17 protein-coding genes are annotated in these 19,165 nt (G+C 60.3%); 12 read left to right on the top strand and 5 right to left on the bottom strand.

All coding sequences use genetic code 11. The annotated features are described in order from the left end of the window. Positions 1 to 774: ABC transporter ATP-binding protein (locus tag APH41_RS04720; protein ID WP_054917762.1), on the top strand; the 774-nt coding region annotated here is incomplete at its 5' end. A 134-nt stretch (positions 775 to 908) separates the two neighbouring features. On the opposite strand, the gene ybaK is transcribed toward APH41_RS04720, so the two are convergent. Further along, entirely contained in the window at positions 909 to 1,379 is a 471-nt protein-coding gene (gene ybaK, locus APH41_RS04715; RefSeq protein ID WP_014717137.1) for a Cys-tRNA(Pro) deacylase, read from the bottom strand. 325 nt (positions 1,380 to 1,704) lie between these two features. Between ybaK and APH41_RS04710 the strand changes: the two genes are divergently transcribed. From APH41_RS04710 to APH41_RS04660, 11 genes are all read left to right on the top strand, one after another. Continuing rightward, a complete protein-coding gene (locus tag APH41_RS04710; RefSeq protein WP_014717136.1) occupies positions 1,705 to 2,562 on the top strand; it encodes an MIP/aquaporin family protein in 858 nt (285 codons plus the stop codon). A gap of 76 nt (positions 2,563 to 2,638) precedes the next feature. Further along, positions 2,639 to 4,144: a glycerol kinase GlpK gene (gene glpK, locus APH41_RS04705; RefSeq protein ID WP_032893327.1), complete on the top strand. Its 1,506-nt coding sequence runs from the start codon at positions 2,639 to 2,641 to the stop codon at positions 4,142 to 4,144. Positions 4,145 to 4,238: 94 nt separating this feature from the next. Continuing rightward, positions 4,239 to 4,994: a DeoR/GlpR family transcriptional regulator gene (locus APH41_RS04700; RefSeq protein WP_003188962.1), complete on the top strand. Its 756-nt coding sequence runs from the start codon at positions 4,239 to 4,241 to the stop codon at positions 4,992 to 4,994. A 259-nt stretch (positions 4,995 to 5,253) separates the two neighbouring features. Next, complete coding sequence (glpD, locus tag APH41_RS04695; RefSeq protein WP_054917759.1) at positions 5,254 to 6,792, top strand: glycerol-3-phosphate dehydrogenase; 1,539 nt, start codon at positions 5,254 to 5,256, stop codon at positions 6,790 to 6,792. Between the two features lie 362 nt (positions 6,793 to 7,154). Further along, positions 7,155 to 8,081 (top strand): glutamate/aspartate ABC transporter substrate-binding protein, encoded by a 927-nt coding sequence (locus APH41_RS04690; protein ID WP_003188957.1) that lies wholly within the window; start codon positions 7,155 to 7,157, stop codon positions 8,079 to 8,081. A 194-nt stretch (positions 8,082 to 8,275) separates the two neighbouring features. Further along, a complete protein-coding gene (locus APH41_RS04685) occupies positions 8,276 to 9,022 on the top strand; it encodes an amino acid ABC transporter permease (RefSeq protein WP_014717132.1) in 747 nt (248 codons plus the stop codon). Further along, positions 9,022 to 9,693, top strand: coding sequence for an amino acid ABC transporter permease (locus tag APH41_RS04680; RefSeq protein ID WP_003188954.1), 672 nt, complete (start codon positions 9,022 to 9,024; stop codon positions 9,691 to 9,693). The genes APH41_RS04685 and APH41_RS04680 overlap by 1 nt, the downstream gene beginning before the upstream one ends. Beyond that, complete coding sequence (locus tag APH41_RS04675; RefSeq protein ID WP_003188952.1) at positions 9,690 to 10,424, top strand: amino acid ABC transporter ATP-binding protein; 735 nt, start codon at positions 9,690 to 9,692, stop codon at positions 10,422 to 10,424. The genes APH41_RS04680 and APH41_RS04675 overlap by 4 nt, the downstream gene beginning before the upstream one ends. Before the next feature lie 172 nt (positions 10,425 to 10,596). After that, the gene (locus tag APH41_RS04670) at positions 10,597 to 12,498 is read left to right on the top strand and encodes an ATP-binding protein (protein ID WP_054897713.1); all 1,902 of its coding nucleotides are present in this window, start codon (positions 10,597 to 10,599) and stop codon (positions 12,496 to 12,498) included. Beyond that, positions 12,495 to 13,832, top strand: coding sequence for a sigma-54 dependent transcriptional regulator (locus APH41_RS04665; RefSeq protein ID WP_034126459.1), 1,338 nt, complete (start codon positions 12,495 to 12,497; stop codon positions 13,830 to 13,832). Before APH41_RS04670 ends, APH41_RS04665 begins: the two co-directional genes overlap by 4 nt. Next, positions 13,832 to 14,170, top strand: coding sequence for a GlpM family protein (locus tag APH41_RS04660; protein WP_014717129.1), 339 nt, complete (start codon positions 13,832 to 13,834; stop codon positions 14,168 to 14,170). Before APH41_RS04665 ends, APH41_RS04660 begins: the two co-directional genes overlap by 1 nt. Positions 14,171 to 14,309: 139 nt before the next feature. Here the strand turns inward: APH41_RS04660 and APH41_RS04655 are convergent, their stop codons facing one another. The 4 genes from APH41_RS04655 to APH41_RS04640 all read right to left on the bottom strand — a co-directional run. Further along, positions 14,310 to 15,707, bottom strand: coding sequence for a sigma-54 dependent transcriptional regulator (locus APH41_RS04655; RefSeq protein WP_034126458.1), 1,398 nt, complete (start codon positions 15,705 to 15,707; stop codon positions 14,310 to 14,312). Further along, positions 15,697 to 17,475 carry a HAMP domain-containing sensor histidine kinase gene (locus APH41_RS04650; protein WP_054917756.1) on the bottom strand — a complete coding sequence of 593 codons (1,779 nt, stop codon included), beginning with the start codon at positions 17,473 to 17,475 and terminating at the stop codon, positions 15,697 to 15,699. Before APH41_RS04650 ends, APH41_RS04655 begins: the two co-directional genes overlap by 11 nt. Further along, positions 17,475 to 18,599, bottom strand: coding sequence for a GNAT family N-acetyltransferase (locus APH41_RS04645; RefSeq protein WP_054917754.1), 1,125 nt, complete (start codon positions 18,597 to 18,599; stop codon positions 17,475 to 17,477). Before APH41_RS04645 ends, APH41_RS04650 begins: the two co-directional genes overlap by 1 nt. A gap of 147 nt (positions 18,600 to 18,746) precedes the next feature. Continuing rightward, on the bottom strand, positions 18,747 to 19,165 hold a 419-nt coding region (locus APH41_RS04640; RefSeq protein WP_218187862.1), incomplete at its 5' end, for a serine aminopeptidase domain-containing protein.

Below are 19,165 nucleotides of genomic sequence, written 5' to 3'. Positions count from 1 at the left end.
AAAGAGCGCGTAGTTGCCGAGTTGCTGGAACTGGTCAACTTGAAGAACCTGGGCAAGCGCTTCCCCCATGAGCTTTCCGGTGGTCAGCAACAACGCGTCGCTCTCGCCCGAGCCCTGGCGCCGGAGCCGCAACTGCTGTTGCTGGATGAACCCTTTTCCAACCTCGATGGCGAACTGCGCCGCAAGCTCAGCCATGAAGTGCGCGACATCCTCAAGGCTCGCGGCACCAGCGCGATCCTGGTAACCCATGATCAGGAAGAGGCCTTCGCCGTCAGCGATCACGTCGGGGTCTTCAAGGAAGGCCGCCTTGAGCAGTGGGACACGCCCTACAACCTCTATCACGAACCGCAGACGCCTTACGTCGCCAGTTTCATCGGCCAAGGGTATTTCATCCGTGGTCGGCTGAACTCGCCCGAATCGGTCAGCACTGAACTGGGCGACCTGCGCGGCAACCGTGCCTACACCTTGCCGACCGGCGCTGCGGTGGACGTGCTGCTGCGCCCGGACGATATCGTGTATGCGCCGGACAGCGCGTTGAAAGCCCGGATCGTCGGCAAGACCTTCCTCGGCGCCTCAACGCTGTACCGGTTACAGCTGCCGACCGGCGCTCAGCTGGAGTCGATTTTCCCCAGCCATGCCGATCACCAAGTGGGCGCGGAGGTGGGGATTCGTGTGGCGGCTGAGCATTTGGTGGTGTTCCAGGCATCCGGCAGCACAGCGGCGCAAATTCCTGCTGTTGAGTCAGGCGTGCGCCGCCACAGCGTCGCTCACTGATAAAACCGGGTCGGGATGTAGGAGCTGGCTTGCCTGCGATGCAGACAACTCGGGTTATCTGTTACACCGCGTTGATGCTATCGCAGGCAAGCCAGCTCCCACATTTGATCCTCATAGACTTCAAAGAATGAATATCAGGCCCGCCCGATCGGTGCGAATTTGGCCTGGGTGTGTTCAGCCAACACCGCCGCTGGCAATTCAACTTCCAATCCTCTTCTGCCCGCGCTGACAAAAATCGTTGCAAAGGGTTGCGCCGTTTCATCGATAAACGTGCGCAGCCGCTTCTTCTGACCCAGCGGGCTGATGCCGCCCAACAGATAACCCGTGGAACGCTGCGCCGCTGCCGGGTCAGCCATTTCGACTTTCTTCACACCCGCAGCATGAGCCAGGGCTTTCAAGTCCAGACTTCCGACGACCGGCACAACCGCCACCAACAATTCACCCTTCTCACTGCTCGCCAGCAGCGTCTTGAACACTTGGGCCGGGTCCAGGCTCAATTTTTCCGCGGCCTCCAGCCCATACGAGGCTGCCTTGGGATCATGTTCATAACTATGCACACGATGTTCGGCGCGAACTTTTTTCAACAGGTCCAATGCAGGGGTCATAACGGCTCCGGGCGGGCAAACTGATGGCCAATTCTAGGCCAAGCCTACCTAAAACGCTCTAGCACAGACCTATCACCGCAAAAGCAACGTGCCTTGGCCATGATCATTCACCACACCAATAGTTCGGAAATGACCAATGGTTCACTTTCGACCTTTGACAGCGGTCATTCTTGTCTATATTTTTTCGTTTCCGAATACCGTAGGAATAATTCTCTGGTACTCCGCAGTGAGCCACGATCCAGGATGGGGATCCTTCTCGTGGTGAATATCGCGCAACTGCCCGTTGAGGCCGTGCGCAAGACAAGAACAACAATTGAGGTTTTCCATGACAACTGCTCTTCAACAGCCTTCACTTTCGAGCCAATGCATGGCCGAATTCCTGGGCACCGCGCTGCTGATCTTCTTCGGTACAGGATGCGTCGCCGCGCTCAAGGTCGCGGGTGCGAGCTTTGGCTTATGGGAAATCAGTATCATCTGGGGGGTCGGCGTGAGCATGGCGATCTACCTGAGTGCCGGTATTTCCGGGGCTCACCTCAACCCGGCGGTCAGTATCGCCCTGTGCATCTTTGCCGATTTTGAAAAGCGCAAACTGCCCTTCTATATTCTTGCCCAGGTCGCCGGCGCCTTTTGCTCCGCCGCCCTGGTGTACACGCTCTACAGCAATCTGTTTTTCGATTACGAACAAACCCACCACATGGTCCGCGGCTCACAAGCCAGCCTGGAATTGGCGTCGGTGTTCTCCACCTATCCCCATGCGCTGCTGAGCACGGCCCAGGCATTCCTGGTGGAGATGGTCATCACCGCCATCCTGATGGGCGTGATCATGGCTCTGACCGATGATAACAACGGCCTGCCACGCGGCCCCCTGGCACCTCTGCTGATCGGTTTGCTGATCGCCGTAATCGGCAGCGCCATGGGCCCGCTGACTGGCTTTGCGATGAACCCGGCACGGGATTTCGGTCCCAAGCTGATGACCTTTTTCGCCGGTTGGGGTGAAATGGCCTTTACTGGCGGTCGCGATATTCCTTATTTCCTGGTGCCGATTTTCGCTCCGATTGTCGGCGCATGCCTGGGCGCTGCGGCCTATCGCGGGCTGATTGCTCGCCACCTGCCGAGCGCCGCACCGGCTATCGCTGAAGAAACACCTGACACGGCTGTCAACGGCAAGACTCGTATTTCCTGAAAGCGCCAGCCTGGTCCCCTGCCCTTCGCGGCCCAGGCTGATTTCTGACTTCCTTATTTCGTCCAAGGCAATTGACATGACCGACCTTCAGAATAAGAACTACATCATTGCCCTTGATCAGGGCACCACCAGTTCCCGGGCGATCATCTTCGATCGTGACGCCAACGTGGTGTGTACCGCCCAGCGTGAATTCGTCCAGCACTACCCGCAGGCTGGCTGGGTTGAACATGACCCGATGGAAATCTTCGCCACCCAGAGCGCGGTGATGGTCGAAGCGCTGGCGCAGGCCGGCCTGCACCATGACCAGGTGGCCGCCATCGGTATCACCAACCAGCGTGAAACCACGGTGGTCTGGGACAAGATCACCGGCCGCCCGATCTATAACGCTATTGTCTGGCAGTGCCGCCGCAGTACCGAGATCTGCCAGCAGCTCAAGCGCGACGGCCATGAGCAATACATCAGCGACACCACGGGCCTTGTGACCGACCCGTACTTCTCCGGCACCAAGCTCAAGTGGATCCTCGACAACGTCGAAGGCAGCCGCGAACGTGCGCGCAATGGCGAACTGCTGTTCGGCACCGTCGACAGCTGGCTGATCTGGAAATTTACCGGCGGCAAGACCCACGTCACCGACTACACCAACGCGTCGCGCACCATGCTCTTCAACATCCACACCCTGGAGTGGGATGCGAAGATGCTGGAGATTCTCGACATCCCACGGGAAATGCTCCCTGAAGTGAAGTCGTCGTCGGAAATCTATGGCCGTACCAAGAGCGGCATCGCTATCGGTGGCATTGCCGGCGACCAGCAAGCGGCCCTGTTTGGCCAGATGTGCGTGGAAGCGGGCCAGGCCAAGAACACCTACGGCACCGGCTGCTTCCTGCTGATGAACACCGGCGACAAGGCGGTGAAATCCAAGCACGGCATGCTCACCACCATTGCCTGCGGCCCGCGCGGTGAGGTGGCCTATGCCCTGGAAGGCGCGGTCTTCAACGGTGGCTCCACCGTGCAATGGCTACGTGACGAGCTGAAGATCATCAACGATGCCCACGACACCGAATACTTTGCCGGCAAGGTCAAGGACAGCAACGGCGTGTACCTGGTACCCGCTTTCACCGGTCTCGGCGCGCCCTACTGGGACCCGTATGCCCGTGGCGCACTGTTCGGCCTGACCCGTGGCGTACGCGTAGACCACATTATTCGCGCAGCCCTGGAGTCGATTGCCTACCAGACCCGCGACGTCCTCGACGCCATGCAACAGGACTCGGGCGAACGCCTCAAGGCCCTGCGCGTGGACGGCGGCGCGGTTGCCAACAACTTCCTGATGCAATTCCAGGCCGACATCCTCGGCACCCAGGTAGAACGCCCGCAAATGCGCGAGACCACCGCCCTCGGCGCAGCCTACCTGGCGGGCCTGGCGTGTGGCTTCTGGGGCAGCCTGGACGAGTTGCGCGGCAAGGCGGTAATCGAGCGCGAGTTCGAGCCACAGCTGGACGAGGCGGCCAAAGAGAAACTCTACGCCGGCTGGCAAAAAGCTGTGAGCCGCACCCGTGACTGGGAGCCGCACGAAGGCGCCGAATAAGCCAAGCGCTGGCTTACGGCAGGTTGTAACTGGCAGGGAGCGGATTCCTGCGTCATCATGGGCCACTTTTGTATGGCAGCCCAAAGGACGCCCCATGAATCTGCCTCCCCGCCAACAACAAATCCTCGAACTGGTCCGCGAACGCGGGTACGTCAGTATCGAGGAAATGGCGCAGCTATTCGTTGTCACCCCGCAAACCATCCGCCGCGATATCAACCAGCTGGCGGACGCCAACCTGTTGCGCCGCTACCACGGCGGCGCAGCCTATGACTCCAGTGTCGAGAACACCGCGTACGCCATGCGTGCCGACCAGATGCGCGACGAGAAGCAACGCATCGGTGAAGCCATCGCCGCGCAGATTCCCGATCATGCCTCGCTGTTCATCAACATCGGCACCACCACCGAATCCATCGCCCGTGCGCTGCTCAATCACAGCCACCTGAAAATCATCACCAACAACCTCAACGTCGCCACCATGCTCAGTGCCAAGGACGACTTCGATGTGTTGCTCACCGGCGGCAATGTGCGCCGTGACGGTGGTGTGGTGGGCCAGGCCAGTGTCGACTTCATCAACCAGTTCAAGGTCGACTTTGCCCTGGTGGGCATCAGCGGGATCGACGAGGACGGCAGCCTGCTGGACTTCGATTACCAGGAGGTGCGGGTTTCCCAGGCAATCATCGCCAATGCGCGGCAGGTGATCCTGGCGGCGGACTCCAGCAAATTCGGGCGCAATGCCATGATTCGCCTGGGGCCGATCAGCCTGGTGGACTGCCTGGTGACTGACCAGCAGCCGGTGCCGGCGTTGGTGCAAGTGCTGAATGAGCACAAGGTGCGGCTGGAAGTCGTTTAGCGCCTGTTCAGGCGTCATCGCGGGCAAGCCCGACTCCCACAGTTTGAAATGCGATCAAATGTGGGAGCCGGGCTTGCCCGCGATGACGCCCTCAACAACACCGATACATTCACCTTTGTTCATAATTCTTCCTTTCCCCACCCTTCGATGAGTTTTTTCAATCGAAGTCGGGTGGCTGTACCCGCAATTATCAGCTACCATTTTCGCAAATGAACATTCATGTTCGAATTCCAAGACGAAAAGATCGCGAGGCCAGCCGATGAACCCTTCCACCTTGCCTGCTCCACCGCTTGCCGAAGTCTATGACGTTGCCGTAATTGGTGGCGGGATCAATGGCGTCGGGATTGCAGCAGACGCAGCCGGTCGCGGTTTGTCGGTATTCCTTTGCGAAAAGGATGACTTGGCCAGCCACACCTCATCGGCCAGCAGCAAGCTGATCCACGGTGGACTGCGTTACCTGGAGCATTACGAATTCCGTCTGGTGCGTGAAGCATTGGCCGAACGCGAAGTACTGCTGGCCAAGGCACCGCACATCGTCAAGCAAATGCGCTTCGTACTGCCGCACCGCCCGCACCTGCGCCCGGCCTGGATGATTCGTGCTGGCCTGTTCCTTTATGACCACTTGGGCAAGCGCGAAAAGCTCGCGGGTTCCAAAAGCCTCAAGTTCGGTGCCGACAGCCCGCTGAAAAGCGAAATCACCAAAGGCTTTGAATACTCCGACTGCTGGGTCGACGACGCCCGCCTGGTGGTACTCAACGCCATGGCTGCCCGCGAGAAAGGCGCGCACATCCACACCCAGACCCGTTGCGTCAGCGCCAAGCGCAGCAACGGCATGTGGGAAATGAACATGGAACGTGCCGACGGCAGCCTGTTCTCGATCCGCGCCCGCGCCCTGGTGAATGCCGCCGGCCCATGGGTGGCCAAATTCATCCGGGACGACCTGAAGCTGGATTCACCGTACGGCATTCGTCTGATCCAGGGCAGCCACCTGATCGTGCCGAGACTGTACGAGGGTACTCACGCGCATATTCTGCAAAACGAAGACCAACGCATCGTCTTCACCATTCCGTACCTGAACCACTTGACCATCATCGGCACCACCGACCGCGAATACACCGGCGACCCGGCTGCAGTGGCGATCACCGAAGGTGAAACCGACTACATGCTTAAAGTGGTCAACGCGCACTTCAAGAAACAGCTGAGCCGCGACGATATCGTCCACACCTACTCCGGCGTGCGCCCACTGTGCAATGACGAGTCGGACAACCCGTCGGCCATTACGCGTGACTACACCCTGTCGCTGTCCGGCGGCACCGGCGAAGCGCCGATCCTGTCGGTGTTCGGTGGCAAGCTGACCACCTATCGCAAACTGGCTGAGTCGGCCATGGCCCAACTGGCGCCGTACTTCACCCAGATGCGCCCAAGCTGGACTGCCACAGCCAGCCTGCCCGGTGGCGAACACATGACTACCCCAGAAGCCCTGGCCGATGCCATCCGCGCCAAGTTCGACTGGGTACCGAGCGAGATCGCCCGTCGCTGGTCCACCACCTACGGCAGCCGCACCTGGCGCTTGCTGGAAGGCGTGCAATCGCTCGCCGATCTGGGTGACCACTTGGGTGGCGGCCTCTATACCCGCGAAGTCGACTACCTGTGCGCCGAAGAGTGGGTAACACAACCGCAGGACGTGCTGTGGCGCCGTACCAAGCTTGGCCTGTTCACCACGCCGCAAGAGCAGGAAAACCTGCAGCGCTACTTGTCCAAGGTCGAGCAGAACCGCAGCAAGATCGAAGCCGCCTGACCGCCCCAGTGTAGGAGCGAGCTTGCTCGCGAAAAACCCGAGAGCGCCGCGTTTATTCAGCATAAACGCGGCGTTTTTGCGTTTTTCGCGAGCAAGCTCGCTCCTACGGACTATTCGGTTTTCCGAACGCGCACCTCTGCCCTATTCGGTTTGCCGGACTACCGACCGAAAATACTGCCGAAACAAAAAGTTAATTTCCATATAAATCATGAAGTTATCCTTTTGTTTTCGGTATGGCACGACTCATGCTCTACACTCTTCAACGATTGCCTGAGGCGCCTTAGGAGCCGTCACGGGCAGTCGCTTTACAAGAGAGCCGTTCAGCTGGCTTCATAAAAAAAACAAATGTCGAGGAAGTATTGATGCGCATCGTTCCCCATATCCTGGGCGCAGCTATCGCTGCTGCTCTGATCAGCACTCCAGTTTTTGCCGCCGAACTCACCGGCACACTGAAGAAAATCAACGACTCCGGCACCATCACTCTCGCTCACCGCGACAGCTCCATTCCGTTTTCCTACATCGCGGATGGCTCGGGCAAACCCGTGGGCTACTCCCACGACATCCAGTTGGCCGTTGTCGAGCAACTGAAAAAAGACCTGAACAAACCCGACCTCAAAGCCAAGTACAACCTGGTGACCTCGCAAACCCGTATCCCGTTGATCCAGAACGGCACCGCGGATCTGGAGTGCGGCTCCACCACCAACAACACCGAACGCGCCCAGCAAGTTGATTTCACCGTCAACATCTTCGAAATCGGCACCCGCCTGCTGGTCAAGAAAGACAAGGAAGGCAAGCCGTCCTACGCTGACTTTGCCGACCTGAAAGGCAAAAACGTCGTGACCACCGCCGGTACCACGTCCGAGCGCATCATCAAGGCGATGAACGCCGACAAGCAGATGGGCATGAACGTTATCTCCGCCAAAGACCACGGCGAATCCTTCCAGATGCTCGAAAGCGGCCGCGCCGTTGCATTCATGATGGACGACGCCCTGCTGGCCGGTGAAGAAGCCAAGGCCAAGAAGCCGGACGACTGGGTCATTACCGGTACTCCGCAGTCCTTTGAAGCCTACGCTTGCATGGTTCGCAAAGGCGACCCGGACTTCAAGAAAGCCGTGGATGACGCCATTGTCGCCCTGTACAAGTCCGGCGAGATCAACAAGATCTACGCCAAATGGTTCGAAAGCCCGATCCCACCGAAAGGCCTGAACCTTAACTTCCCGATGAGCGACAAGGTCAAGGAGCTGATCGCTAACCCTAGCGACAAACCAGCGCCAGAAGTAAAAATCTGATACCTGACTAAGCTTATGTCCTGAGGGAGCCAACCCTCCCTCAGGCGTCTGTAATTACCTGCTGGTTTTAACTTGGAACACTCGACCTGGCGGTTTTCGAGCCGATCGTGTGTGCCTGGCGTTCAACGTCAGGCGGGAACGGATCTTCCCCAAGCGGGTGCTTGTACATCGATCGATCTCGAGGGGAGACCCTAATGAATTACAACTGGGACTGGGGCGTGTTCTTCAAGTCCACCGGCGTGGGCAGCGAGACTTATCTCGACTGGTACCTCTCCGGGCTGGGCTGGACCATCGCCATCGCTGTCGTGGCATGGATTATCGCCTTGCTGCTGGGCTCCATTCTGGGGGTCATGCGCACTGTGCCAAACCGCCTCGTATCGGGCATCGCGACCTGCTACGTGGAACTGTTTCGTAACGTGCCGCTGCTGGTTCAGCTGTTCATCTGGTACTTCCTGGTACCGGACATGCTGCCGCAGAACCTGCAGGACTGGTACAAACAAGACCTGAACCCGACCACCTCGGCCTACCTGAGCGTCGTGGTGTGCCTGGGCCTGTTCACCGCCGCCCGTGTGTGCGAGCAAGTGCGTACCGGTATCCAGGCGCTGCCACGCGGCCAGGAATCCGCGGCGCGCGCCATGGGCTTCAAGCTGCCGCAGATCTACTGGAACGTGCTGCTGCCCCAGGCTTACCGCATCATCATTCCGCCGCTTACCTCGGAATTCCTCAACGTGTTCAAGAACTCCTCCGTGGCGTCCTTGATCGGCTTGATGGAACTGCTGGCGCAAACCAAACAGACCGCCGAGTTCTCGGCCAACCTGTTTGAAGCCTTCACCCTGGCCACGCTGATCTACTTCACCTTGAACATGAGCCTGATGCTGCTGATGCGCGTGGTCGAGAAGAAAGTCGCAGTGCCCGGCCTGATCTCCGTGGGGGGCAAATAATGGACTTCGATTTCAGCGGCATCATCCCCGCCATTCCAGGCCTGTGGAACGGCATGGTCATGACCTTGAAGCTGATGGTCATGGGCGTGGTCGGCGGCATCATCATCGGGACCATCCTGGCCCTGATGCGCTTGTCGTCCAACAAACTGCTGTCCCGCGTGGCCGGCGCCTACGTGAACTACTTCCGCTCGATCCCCTTGCTGCTGGTGATCACCTGGTTCTACCTGGCGGTGCCGTTCGTACTGCGCTGGATCACCGGCGAAGACACGCCGATCGGTGCGTTCACCTCCTGCGTCGTGGCGTTCATGATGTTCGAGGCCGCGTACTTCTGCGAAATCGTACGAGCCGGTGTGCAGTCGATTCCCAAGGGCCAGATGGCGGCGGCACAAGCCATGGGCATGACCTACGGCCAGACCATGCGCCTGATCATCCTGCCCCAGGCGTTCCGCAAGATGACGCCGTTGCTGCTGCAACAGTCGATCATCCTGTTCCAGGACACCTCCCTGGTCTACACCGTGGGCCTGGTGGACTTCCTCAACTCCGCCCGCTCCAACGGCGACATCATCGGCCGCTCCAATGAGTTCCTGATCTTCGCCGGTGTCGTCTACTTCATCATCAGCTTTTCCGCCTCGCTGCTGGTCAAGCGTCTGCAAAAAAGGTTTGCCGTATGATCTCTATCAAGAACATCAACAAGTGGTATGGCGACTTCCAGGTGCTGACCGATTGCAGCACCGAGGTTAAAAAAGGCGAAGTGATCGTGGTGTGCGGGCCATCCGGCTCGGGCAAATCCACCCTGATCAAGTGCGTCAACGCACTGGAACCGTTCCAGAAGGGCGACATCGTGGTCGACGGCACCTCCATCGCCGACCCGAAGACCAACCTGCCAAAACTGCGTTCGCGCGTAGGCATGGTGTTCCAGCACTTCGAGCTGTTCCCGCACCTGACCATCACCGAAAACCTGACCATCGCGCAGATCAAGGTGCTGGGCCGCAGCAAGGAAGAGGCCACCAAGAAGGGCCTGCAACTGCTCGACCGCGTGGGCTTGTCGGCACACGCCCACAAGCACCCTGGCCAACTCTCCGGCGGCCAGCAACAACGTGTGGCGATTGCCCGCGCCCTGGCCATGGACCCGATCGTCATGCTGTTCGACGAACCGACCTCGGCGCTGGACCCGGAAATGGTCAACGAAGTGCTCGACGTGATGGTGCAACTGGCCCACGAAGGCATGACCATGATGTGCGTGACCCACGAAATGGGCTTTGCGCGCAAAGTGGCCGACCGCGTGATCTTCATGGACGCCGGCAAGATCATCGAAGACTGCCCGAAAGAAGAGTTCTTCGGCGACATCAGCGCCCGCTCCGAGCGTGCGCAGCACTTCCTCGAGAAAATCCTGCAGCACTAAAAGCAACACCGTTCGTCCTGTAGGAGCCGGGCTTGTGTGGGAGCTGGCTTGCCTGCGATGGCATCGCCTCGGTGCAACTGTTACACCGAGGCGCCTGCATCGCCGGCAAGCCCGGCTCCCACACAAGCCCGCTCTTACACTGGCGAGAAGTAGCTGACCCAAGGCATCTGTGATGAAATGCGACCCCAATCAATATCGCGCCGCGCCGCCATCACTTGCCGTGAAGCCTCGTCTGATACGCCAACTGTTCCTGCCGCCGTTGATCATCGCCCTGATGGTCGGCCTGGGTTATATCGGCTTCTGGGTCAGTGACTACTACGGCATCCGCACCCTCAGCGACAATGGCGAACGCCAGTTGGAGCTGCACGCCCGCACCGTCGAAAGCGAACTGAGCAAGTACACCTACCTGCCCAGCCTGCTGGAGCTGGAGTCCAGTGTTTCCCAACTGCTCGCCGACCCGAACCAGGAAACCCGCAAGACGGTCAACGACTACCTCGAAGGCCTGAACCGCCGCAGTCGCAGCCGCGCCATCTATGTAATGGACACCACCGGCCGTGTGCTGGCCACCAGTAACTGGCGCGATGCCGACAGTTACCAAGGTGAGGACCTGTCCTTTCGCGCCTATTTCCAGAATGCTGTACGCGGCCAGCCCGGTCGTTTCTACGGCATCGGCAGCACCAACGGCGAACCCGGCTATTACCTGGCCCACGGCCTGGAAGAGCACGGCAAGATCATCGGCGTCGCCGTGGTCAAGGTGCGCCTCGAAGCCCTTGAAGAGCGCTGGCAACGTGCGCGCCTCGAAGCTTTCGTGAGCGATGAGAACGGCATCATTATTCTTTCCAGCGACCCCGCGCGTCGCCTCAAAGCTGTACGCCCGCTGAGCGATGACACCAAGGACCGCCTGGCCCACAGCCTGCAATATTACTGGGCGACGCTCAATGAACTGCAACCCCTGGCCCGTGAGCGCCTGAACGAAGGCACCGAGAAACTGACCTTCCCGGCCAACACCGAAGTGGTCAACGACCAGCACGCCGTCAGCTACCTGGCGCAAACCCGCCCGCTGAACGACACGCCGTGGAACTTCACCCTGCTCACCCCGCTCAACGACCTGCGCCGCGCCGCGATCAACCAGGGCATCCTGGTGGCCGTCGCATTTGGCCTGGTCGCCTTCCTGCTGATCGCCTGGAACGAACGGCGCAAGGTCATCGCCACCCGCCTCGCCGCACGGGAAGCCTTGCAGGAAGCCAACAGCCAGCTTGAGCGTCGGATTGCCGAACGCACCGCCGACCTGCGCGCCAGCAACGAACGGCTCAAGGGCCAGATTCGCGAACGACGCCAGGCCGAAGAAACCCTGCGCCACGCCCAGGACGAACTGGTGCAGGCCGGCAAACTCGCGGCCATCGGCCAGATGTCCACCAGCATCGCCCATGAACTGAATCAGCCGCTGGCAGCGCTGCGCACGCTGTCGGGCAACACCGTACGCTTCCTTGAGCGCGGCGCCCTGGACACTGCCAGCACCAACCTCAAGACCATCAACGAACTGATCGACCGCATGGGCCGCATCACCGCGAGCCTGCGCTCCTTTGCCCGGCGCGGTGACGACCAGGGCGAAGCCAGCCTCGGCAAGGCCGTGGACGCCGCGTTCCAGGTGCTCGGCGCGCGCCTGGACAGCCTGCCGTTGACCGTGCACCGTGACTTTGCCAACGCCCAATTGCAGATCGACCAGACCCGCCTGGAGCAGATCCTGGTCAACCTGATCGGTAACGCGCTCGATGCGATGCAGGCCCAAGCAGTGCCGCAACTGTGGCTGGAAGGCCAGAACGGCGATGGCAAATACCGCCTGTTGGTGCGTGATAATGGCCACGGCATCGACCCCGAGGCGCGCAAGCATTTGTTCGAACCCTTTTTTACCACCAAGCCCGGCGAACAAGGCCTGGGCTTGGGCCTGACCCTTTCCGCAAGCCTCGCGGCCGCCACAGGCGGTAGCCTTGCCGTGGAACATCCGGCCAATGGTGGTACCGCCTTTGTCCTGAACCTGCCATTGGTGGGCGCTCAACGAGCTGAGTCGACATGAATACACAAGCCCAAGACCTTACCGTCCTGATCGTCGAAGACGACCCCCATGTACTGCTCGGTTGCCAGCAAGCATTGGCGCTCGAAGACATCACTAGCGTCGGCGTGGGCAGCGCCGAAGAAGCGCTCAAGCGCATCGGCGAAAACTTTGCCGGCATCGTCATCAGCGATATCCGCCTGCCGGGCATCGATGGCCTGGAACTGCTGACCCGCCTCAAGGCCCTGGATAAAAGCCTGCCGGTGGTGTTGATCACCGGGCATGGCGATATCTCCATGGCGGTGGGCGCCATGCGTAACGGCGCCTACGACTTCATGGAGAAACCCTTCTCGCCCGAACGCCTGGTGGACGTGGCACGCCGCGCCCTGGAACAACGCGGGCTGGCGCGGGAAGTCTGGTCGCTACGCCGGCAACTGGCCGAACGCGACTCGCTGGAAGGCCGCATCATCGGCCGCTCGCCGGCCATGCAAAACCTGCGCGAACTGATTGCCAATGTCGCCGATACCTCGGCCAACGTGCTGATCGAAGGCGAGACCGGCACCGGCAAGGAACTGGTCGCGCGCTGCCTGCATGATTTCAGCCGGCGCCATACCCACCAGTTCGTCGCCCTCAACTGCGGTGGCCTGCCGGAAAACCTGTTTGAAAGCGAGATTTTCGGCCACGAGGCCAACGCCTTCACCGGCGCCGGCAAACGTCGCATCGGCAAGATCGAGCATGCCCATCAAGGCACGCTGTTCCTCGATGAAGTAGAGAGCATGCCGATCAACCTGCAGATCAAATTGCTGCGGGTGCTGCAAGAACGTACGTTGGAACGCCTGGGTTCGAACCAGAGCGTGGCGGTGGATTGCCGGGTAATCGCTGCCACCAAGTCCGACCTCGACGAGTTGAGCCGCGCCAGCCAGTTCCGCAGCGACCTGTACTACCGCCTCAACGTCGTCACCCTGGAACTGCCGCCTTTGCGCGAACGGCGCGAAGACATCCTGCAACTGTTCGAACACTTCCTGCAGCAATCGTCGCTACGCTTCGACCGGGCGGTGCCGGAGCTGGACAACCAGACCCTATCCAGCCTGATGAGCCACGACTGGCCAGGCAACGTGCGTGAGCTGCGCAACGTCGCCGAACGTTTCGCCCTCGGCCTGCCCGCCTTCAAGAAAAGCGGCGCCGGCAGCGGCAACCAAGGGGTTGCCTTTACCGAGGCGGTGGAAGCCTTTGAGCGCAACCTACTCAACGATGCCCTGCAACGCAGCGGCGGGAACCTGACCCAGGCCAGCCAGGAACTGGGGATGGCCAAGACCACCCTGTTCGACAAGGTCAAGAAATACGGGTTGAGTCACTGATGGATCTGTTCCTGAAGGCTGCACTTGGCGCCGCAGTGGTGCTGATCCTGGCGGCGCTGGCCAAGACCAGAAACTATTACATCGCAGGCTTGGTGCCGCTGTTTCCCACTTTTGCGCTGATCGCCCATTACATCGTCGGCAAAGGCCGAACGGTTGCGGACTTGAAGACCACGATCCTGTTCGGGATGTGGTCGATCATTCCGTACTTTGTGTATTTGGCGACGCTGTATGTGATGGTCGATCGGCTGCGGTTGGAGGCATCGCTGGCAGTCGCCGCCGTGGCCTGGTTGATGGCCGCGACGGTGTTGGTCAGCGTGTGGGTACGCCTGCACACCTGACGCAACACGGCAGATCGTTCCCACGCTCCCGCGTGGGAATGCAGCCAAGGACGCTCCGCGTCCACACGCGTGACGCAGAGCGTCACCAGAGGCACTCCCACGTGGAGCGTGGGAGCGATCATGAGTTACCACACTCAGATCAGCGCACGATCTTGTCGACCTGAATCCCCAGCTTCTTCAGGCGATACCAGAAGCTCCTTTCGGAAATCCCGATCCGCTGCGCCGCCGCGGCCTGCACCCCATTGCTCTCCTGCAGCGCCGCAAGAATATAGGCTTTCTCCACTTCGGCCAGCGCCGCATCCAGATCCCGCGGCACGCCTGGGCCGTCGCTGAGGATCGCGGTCACATCACCCTCGCTCGGTGTGGAAGCAAACAAATACCCGGGCAAATCAATATCCTCGATCACCGATGAAGCCGCCACGATGGTTGCGCGCTCCACGCAGTTTTGCAGCTCGCGGATATTGCCCGGCCAGTGATACGCAGCCATGGCCTGCAACGCCTCGGGGCTGAAACCGGTGATACGTTTGCCAGTGGTGGCGCTCAAAGTGTGAGCGAAGTGGCGCGCCAGGGGCGCGATGTCTTCCACGCGTTCGCGCAACGACGGCAACGGAATCGGAAAGACATTGAGGCGGTAATACAGGTCTTCGCGAAACTCCTTGGCCGCCACCGCATCCAGCAGGTTCTTGTTGGTGGCGGCAATTACTCGTACATCCACCTTGCGCTCGCGGGGGTCGCCTACCGGCTCGATAACCCTCTCCTGCAAGGCGCGCAGAATCTTGGCCTGCAACGCCAAGGGCATATCACCGACTTCATCCAGAAACAGCGTGCCCTTGTCGGCCTGCATGAAGCGCCCTACCCGGTCAGCCACGGCGCCGGTGAACGCGCCTTTGCGATGGCCGAACATTTCGCTTTCCAACAAGCCTTCAGGAATGGCTGCGCAATTGACCGCCACGAAGGGTTGGTCGGCACGGCTGCCATGCTTGTGGATGGCGCGGGCGACCATTTCCTTGCCAGTGCCGCTTTCGCCGGTCAGCAGGATAGTAGCGTTGCTGTCACGCACCGAATCCACCGCCTGGAGCACTTGGCGAAACGCCGGACTGTCGCCCACCAGGCTGTCGAACTGAGCATGCTCGTCCAGCTCGGCGCGCATGCGCGCGTTGTCGCGCATGATGTCGCGAAATTGCAGGGCCTTGGCCACGGTGATGTCCAGCTCGTCGATGTCGAACGGCTTGGCAATGTAGTCATAGGCACCGTTACGCATCGACTGCACGGCGTTTTTCACCGTGCTGTAGGCCGTCATCACGATTACCGGCAAAGTCGGATAACGCACCTTGATCTCGGCCAGCAACGCCGGCCCGTCCATGCCCGGCATGCGCCAGTCGCTGATGACCAGGTCGATGTCCTCCTCCCCCAGCACCTTGAGCGCATGCAGGCCATTGCCCGCGCTGAACACCTGGATGCCGTTCTGGCTCAAGGCCTGGGTCAGCAGATCACAGAGCTTGGGCTCGTCGTCGACCACCAATACGTTATGCGTCATGCCCGTCCTCATCTTCACCGTCGTCTTCACCGTCAGCCGGAATGTACAGGCTGAAGGTCGCGCCGGCATCTTTCTCACTGGCGCATTCGATGCTGCCGTCGTGACTTTCCATGATCGAATAGACTTTGGCCAGGCCCAGGCCTGTGCCCGAGGCCTTGGTGGTGACGAATGGCGTGAAGATGCGCTCCACCATGTCCGCCGGGATGCCTTCGCCGGTATCGGCGATGCTGATCACAGTGTTGTCGCCCACGCTGCGAATGCCCAGGGTCAGGCGCCCGCCGTCGGGCATCGCGTCGACGGCGTTGAGAATCAGGTTGAGACAGGCCTGTTTGAGCTGCTTGGCATCGGCGTAGATCGTCGCGCCAGGCGCTTGGTCGTCGATCTGCGCGTCAATGCGATGGCTACTCAGCTCCGGGCCGCAGAAACCGAGGATTTCTTCCACCAGGGCGCGTGCCGGTTGCTGCACGCGTATCGGCGGGTTGGGCTTGGCGAAATCGAGGAACTCGGTAATCAGCTCGTTGATGCGGCTGACTTCGCTGATGACATATTCCAGGTGACGCTTGTCGGTTTCCGCCAGGTCAGCGCGCCGATGCAACAGTTGGGTGGCGGTCTTGATGATGCCCAGTGGGTTGCGAATTTCGTGAGCCAGGCCCATGGCGACTTCACCCAGGGCATGCAAGCGGTCACGCCGACGCAGTTGGGCTTCCAGGTGATGCAACTCGCCCAGGCGTTCGGTCATGTGGTTGAAGGTGCTGCTCAATTGCGCCAGTTCGTCACCGCCACTGACCACCACACGGTGCGCATAACTGCCCGAGATCACCGCATCCACGCCTTGGGACAAATCGCGCAGGGGCTTGGTCAGGCGCCGCGACACCAACAACCCGGCCGCCAGCGACAGCGCCGAGCTGACCAGGAAGATCAGCACGAACAAGTTGCTCTGGTTCACCAACCCCACCAGGCTGGTATGGCGTAGCAGGCCGCTGAAGATCACGCCTTGCAACTCGCCGGCATCATTGAAAATCGGCCAATACAAACCGCTGTACTGGTTAGTGAACTGCTCGCTGGGCTGCTTGGTGCTGCGCAGGTAGGCCTCGACATTCTTGGGGATGCGTGAGGGGTGATTGGCGAAGCGCTGGGTGGAAAATATTTCGGAAAAACCGGCAGGGTTGGCCAAATACAGACGCAGGTCGAGGGAATGCACATCGGCCACGCTGGTGAGGAAACTGCTGTCCAGGTAAGTGGCGACCAGCAACAGGTAATCAACGCCGCCACGGCTGGTTTCGAAGGTGGACACCACCAGGCCCGTGCTCACGCCGGCGACTTGCACGGTTTGCAGCACCGCGTTGCTGGTGAGGTTGATCTGCCTGACGATGTCATCGGCGGCCGTGCTGAACATCACTTTACGGTCGCTGGTGCGGATCAGCGCGACCACGTCGATATCGGTGGCATCGGCAATGTCGGCGGTGAGCCGGTCATGCTTCTCGGCATTTTTGGACGACGGCGGGCTGGTATAGCGCAGGAACAGCTTGGCCATGCGCGCGTTGTCGTGAAGGATGTCGCCGATTTCGTCCTTGACGATCTTGGTCGACTCTTGCAGCCAGATACGCACGTTGCTGTCGAAAATCTGCGACAGCGTGGTGGCTGCCAGCTCAGCCGCGATCATGGTGGGAATCACGCTGACCAGCCAGAACGCCAGCACCAGCTTGCGCTGGACGCTCCAACGCGAGATGGCAAAGGGGCGGGCTTTCTGGCGGGTCTTGGTAATCATCAGGTTTCGCTTATCGCAGCAGCCATGGCAGGGTCGGAACGATCCGGTCGAATAAACAGTTTTACAAGCTTGAGCAGGCCGTTGACCAGCCGGTTACGGTGGCGGAAGAACAGGCTGTTGCCCTCGAACTCGCACCCCAGGCGCAGTTTACTGGCATACCCGGCCTGGCCACACTCGTACACCGGAATACGGTGTTCAATACAATAGTCGACATTGGTCAACCAACTGCGGAAGTACAGGTTGTACTCGCGGCTGAACTCAAGGTCATGGCCAAAGAACTTGTCCACCAGCCGATGCTCATCCAGCAGGATAAGGTTGAACGCCACCAAGCGCTCGTCCACCCAGTACAGAACACAGACCGCCCGCTCGTGCAGGTGTTCGAGCACGCCCGTGAAGTAACCGGCGGGCAGGCGTTCGAACTGCAAGTCTGCGCGCGCGAGCGTGGCTTCATACAGGCGCATGACCTCGGGCAGCACGTCATCGATATTACGCCGCCACTCGACCCGCGGCCCTGGTGCGCGCAGTTTTCGGCGCAGGTCCTTGCGCGTGGATTTGCCCAGCGAACCCAGGTAGGCATCCACCGAGCCATAAGGCAGCGGCAACACCCCCGTGGGCAAGCTGGGCATGCTTTGAAAACCTGCGGCAAGGCAGCTCTGGGTCCAATGCGGGTCGTTGGTGGGCGCATCCTTGACCGCCAGCAAGCCGATACCGAGCGCGTCGGCATCGCTGCGCGCAGCCTCCAGTAACTGCTGCAACAGCAACGGGCGCCGGGATTCGGGCACATGGCTGGCGACACCGGCATCACAGCGTTCAGCCACCGGCGAACCGATGGCGTACAACGCCAATTGCAAAACGCCAGGCCACAGCTGCTCCAGGCGCTCGGTCAAGCGCTTGCCGGCCCCCGACACCGTGGTGTCGAGGCGATAATGGGTGACGAACGCGGCAGCCACGGCCACCAGCATTTGATCCTCGAAGACCGCGAGGTAACGCCACTGAAAGTCATCGATCGCGGCGTTTTCCACGGCCAGGTAATAGTCCCAATCCTCCAGGGCACCGGGAAAACAGTCGTTCCAGGCATCGCGCTGGATAGCCCGGATGGTCGGGAAGGCTTGGGTGGTTATCACAGTTTTTCCTTATCAACACCGTTCTACTGTAGGAGCGAGCTTGCTGTGGCGAGGGAGCTTGCTCCCGCTCGACTGCGCAGCAGTCGCAGGCTTTTGGGAGTGCTTCGCACCCCAGCGCAAGCAAGCTCGCTCCTACAAGTAAACTAATCACGCCACACGATTGAGTTGCACTGCGTGCTGCTCGACAAACCTGGCACTCAACTCGATCACCCGCCGGTACTGCAAATCGACCGTGATCATGTGGTAGCAGTTGTCCAACAGGATCTTGGTCACCGGCCCGCCGAGGTGGCGCTCCACGTAATCGGCGTTCCAGCGGCTGGTGATGTCGTCCTCGATGGAGTGCAGCACCAGCGCCGGCACCTTGATCTGGGGCATGCGCTTCTTGACCACGGCGTTCATGCGGTGCAGCTCGCGCACGGTGATGCCTTCCATGGTCAGCAACCCCGCCTCGCTGCTCTCGCCTTCCTTCATCTGCCGCTCGACGATGGCCCGCAGGCGCTCGTTCTTGATGCCGTAGGGCGGCTTCTCTTCGAAGCTGCAAATGTGTACGCCGAATGGAATCTTCA

It is taken from the genome of Pseudomonas sp. NBRC 111138 (assembly GCF_001320835.1).
Classification (GTDB): Bacteria; Pseudomonadota; Gammaproteobacteria; order Pseudomonadales; family Pseudomonadaceae; genus Aquipseudomonas; species Aquipseudomonas paracarnis.
The sequence above is the reverse complement of the archived record's forward strand: the minus strand, read 5'-3'. Positions and strand labels throughout refer to the sequence as shown.